This window comes from Beijerinckia sp. L45 (assembly GCF_009765775.1).
Lineage (GTDB): Bacteria > Pseudomonadota > Alphaproteobacteria > Rhizobiales > Beijerinckiaceae > RH-AL1.
In genome coordinates this window covers 1-3,321 of the sequence record NZ_LMUU01000247.1, presented here as the reverse complement: position 1 = coordinate 3,321, position 3,321 = coordinate 1, and the positions used below count along the sequence as shown (strand labels likewise).

General features: G+C 63.1%; 6 protein-coding genes. 3 read left to right on the top strand and 3 right to left on the bottom strand.

Annotated features, from left to right (window positions below):
* Both GSQ79_RS25490 and GSQ79_RS25485 read left to right on the top strand, forming a co-directional pair.
* A partial coding sequence (locus tag GSQ79_RS25490) for a DJ-1/PfpI family protein (protein WP_158811559.1) occupies window positions 1–387 on the top strand: 387 nt, incomplete at its 5' end.
* A gap of 71 nt (window positions 388–458) precedes the next feature.
* Entirely contained in the window at window positions 459–863 is a 405-nt protein-coding gene (locus GSQ79_RS25485) for a DUF3775 domain-containing protein (protein ID WP_158811558.1), read from the top strand.
* Between the two features lie 43 nt (window positions 864–906).
* On the opposite strand, the gene GSQ79_RS25480 is transcribed toward GSQ79_RS25485, so the two are convergent.
* Together GSQ79_RS25480 and otsB are read right to left on the bottom strand one after the other, a co-directional pair.
* Window positions 907–1,281 (bottom strand): hypothetical protein, encoded by a 375-nt coding sequence (locus GSQ79_RS25480; protein WP_158811557.1) that lies wholly within the window; start codon window positions 1,279–1,281, stop codon window positions 907–909.
* 187 nt (window positions 1,282–1,468) lie between these two features.
* Complete coding sequence (otsB, locus tag GSQ79_RS25475; protein WP_158811556.1) at window positions 1,469–2,239, bottom strand: trehalose-phosphatase; 771 nt, start codon at window positions 2,237–2,239, stop codon at window positions 1,469–1,471.
* A gap of 47 nt (window positions 2,240–2,286) precedes the next feature.
* Here otsB and GSQ79_RS25470 point away from each other — a divergent pair, with 47 nt between their 5' ends.
* Window positions 2,287–2,940, top strand: coding sequence for a class II aldolase/adducin family protein (locus GSQ79_RS25470; RefSeq protein WP_158811555.1), 654 nt, complete (start codon window positions 2,287–2,289; stop codon window positions 2,938–2,940).
* 20 nt (window positions 2,941–2,960) lie between these two features.
* Here the strand turns inward: GSQ79_RS25470 and GSQ79_RS25465 are convergent.
* On the bottom strand, window positions 2,961–3,321 hold a 361-nt coding region (locus GSQ79_RS25465), incomplete at its 5' end, for a VOC family protein (RefSeq protein ID WP_158811554.1).

The window sequence follows — 3,321 nt, the reverse complement described above, 5'->3', positions numbered from 1 at the left end:
GACATGGAACTCGAAGCCGTCGACGCTGACGACTATCACGCCCTGGTTCTCCCGGGCGGGCAGATGAACCCCGACGCGCTCCGCATCAATGAGAAGGCCGTCGAGCTGGTGCTCGATTTCCTCGATTCGGAAAAGATCGTCGCGGCGATCTGCCATGCGCCCTGGCTGCTGGTTGAGGCCGATGCGGTCGAGGGTCGAACCCTGACCTCCTGGCCCTCGGTCAAGACGGATATCGAGAACGCCGGCGGTGACTGGGTCGACGAAGAGGTCGTTGTCGACGACAACATCATCACGAGCCGCTCGCCGAAGGATCTCGACGCCTTCGTCGCCAAGATCATCGAGGAGATCGAGGAAATGGACGATCACGACGTTCGCAAGAGTGCCTAGGTCTTTGCGCGGTCGTTAAATCCTGGCGCTCAGCATGACCTGCTGGGCGCTTTCTTTTTGGAGATCATCTCATGCTTTCAGCGCTCAACGGCGACAAGGTTTGCTTTCTCATTACCAAAATCCGCGAGTTCGACGTCCAGGTGGAGGAGAACACCGGCGGCGGCTCCGACGCGAGCGACGACAAATTCGTCGCCGTTTTCAATGACGATCCGGACACGTCGGTCAAGGCGGAGATTCAGGGGTTCATCGCTGCGATGGACGTCGACGAGCGCCTCGAACTGATCGCGCTGAGCATGGTGGGGCGCGGCGACTATTCAACCGCAGAATGGGCCGATGCCATGGAAGTCGCGCGGTCGCGGCCGGAGCCGTCGACAGCGCAGTTCCTGCTCGAGAACCCGCTGGCCTCGGACGATCTGGAAGAAGGCCTGTCGCTGTTCGGTTTGTCTTGCGACGATTTCGAAACCGACAGGCTTTAGAGCGCACGACGTCGGTAGGCGGAGCGCGGTCAGCGCGCTCCGTTCAGAACCCGCAGTTGCAGCGCGCGGCGATGTCCAGGTGATCGATATCGGCAGCCAGCAGGCGCGGCGCGCGCTCACGCTGTCGGCTGCCATCGGACTGCACGCCGACGGCGAGCATGATGCACAGAATGCGATGAAGCCCGGCCAGGATCGGCTCTTGCGCGCCAATCATCGCCGTCCGCACGGCGCGGATTTCCGCCTCGTCACCATGGCGGGCAAAACGTTCGACCGACAGCGCCGTAAAGGCACCGGGCGTCATCCCATACGTCGTGGCAGCGTCTTCGATCTCCGCGTAGAATTTGCGGCCGATGCATTGGACGGCGACTTGGGCGATCGCTTCGTGAACGCAGGAGCGGACGATCTCTTCAATCTGCATAGTACTATCCTCTGCGCGTCATCGCTCAGGCACAGGCCTCAGCAGGTGATCGGTGCGAGCGTAGCCGTTTGCCGCCCACAGACTTTCGGTGTGGAAGCGGTCGTAAATGCGACGGACCGAGGTTTTTATCGGGGCCCTGTGACATTAAAGGCATTTCCAGATTGACGATAGCGTGATAACGCGCGCCTCAAACCGCCAATCGACAGATTTTCTGCAGAAGGGCGCGAGCCTCGGCGACGTCCGCAACTTTGAATTGTGCGAGCGTCGTTACGCCAAGTCCCCCGACCTTCACCGAAATGCCCCCGGCCTCGTTGACGGCTTCGAAGCCATGTTCGTCGGTGAGGTCGTCGCCCATGAAGAAGGCGCGTCGTCCGATGAACGGCGCCGTCTTCATCAGCGCGATGATGGCGTGGCCCTTGTTGCAGTCGACCGGCTTCAACTCAGCGACGAGCTTGCCTTCCTGCACCGCAACGTCGTGACCGGCTTGAATATCCGCCAGAAAAGCGCGGACTTCCGCCTCCCGTTCAGGTGCGTGACGATAGTGCACCGCTAGCGTCGCACCCTTGTCTTCCAGCATCAGGCCCGGGCGTGCCTCGACAAACGCCGTCACCGGTGCACGCACGGGATCCATCGCTGCGGCACCGACACTGAGGCGGCGTTGATCCGCGAACCGGATGTCCGCGCCGTGGACGCCGCCGGCCGGGAGAAGCAACGGCGTCACAATACGATCGAGATCCGACACCATCCGGCCGCTCACGAGCGCCACGGCGCCGTCGGCGGCGGCCTGCAGTGTCTGCAGCAGAGTGAGAAGGTCGGTATCGGCGACGACCTCCTCCGGCCGGCTCTTGAAGCCGAGCAACGTCCCGTCGACGTCGAGGAAAAAGGCGGTGGACGCGGCCGGGATCTGGCTCTGCCATGCCGGGGCGTCGCTCTCGCCAGGCTTTTCGTTATCGTTCATGGATACGCACGCTCCGATTGACAGCGGATAGAATGAAGAGACAACGCATGAACGACGATCGCGCCGCTCTCGTGGACGCCAGCAAGGATCTGGTCAGGCTGGGGCTCAACCAGGGGACGGCTGGTAACATCTCGCTGCGGCATCGCGAAGGCATGCTGATTACGCCCTCGGGCATCGCACCCGAGACGATGGCCCGCGATATGATGGCCGTCATGTCACTCGATGCCGAGACGTGGACGGGACCCGAAAAACCGTCGAGCGAATGGCGCCTCCACCGCGACATCCTGCGTCACCGTCCCGACGTGGGGGCGGTGGTGCACACCCATTCGCTCTATGCCACAGTGCTGGCCACGCTGCACCGGCCCATCCCGGCTCTGCATTATATGATCGCCGCCTTCAATGGCCCCGAGATCCGCTGCACGCCCTACGCGCCGTTCGGCACCCAGGCGCTGTCCGATCTGATCATCGAGCACCTCGGCGACCGCCACGGCGTGCTGCTCGGCAATCACGGCATGGTGGCGACGGGATCGTCCCTGAAGCAGGCGATGTGGCGGGCCGCCGAACTGGAGACGCTGGCCAAGATGGCCTATCTCGCGGGATGCGCGGGCGGCGCAGCGATCCTGCCCGACGACGAGATCGACCGCGTGATCGAACGCTTCAAGGACTACGGATTGAGCGCCGAGAAGCCCCGCAAACCCTGAGGCAAGCGGGGCGCGCAAAACTACCAGACGCCGGTGTTCTGCATCGAGACCCACGGCTCCGCTGGCGCCTTTGCGGGACCCTTCTGCAGCAGCTCGATGGAAATGTTATCGGGCGAGCGGACGAACGCCATATTGCCGTCGCGCGGTGGCCGGTTGATCGTCACGCCGGCCTTCATCAGCTTGTCGCAGGTCGCGTAGATGTCATCGACCTCGTAGGCGAGATGCCCGAAGTTGCGGCCGCCGTCGTATTTCTCCGGATCCCAGTTGTAGGTCAGCTCGATCAGCGGCGCGCGTTCCGCCTTGGCCTGTTCGATATCGTCGGGCGCCGAGAGGAACACCAGGGTGAAGCGGCCCTTCTCGTTGTCGATGCGCCGCACCTCG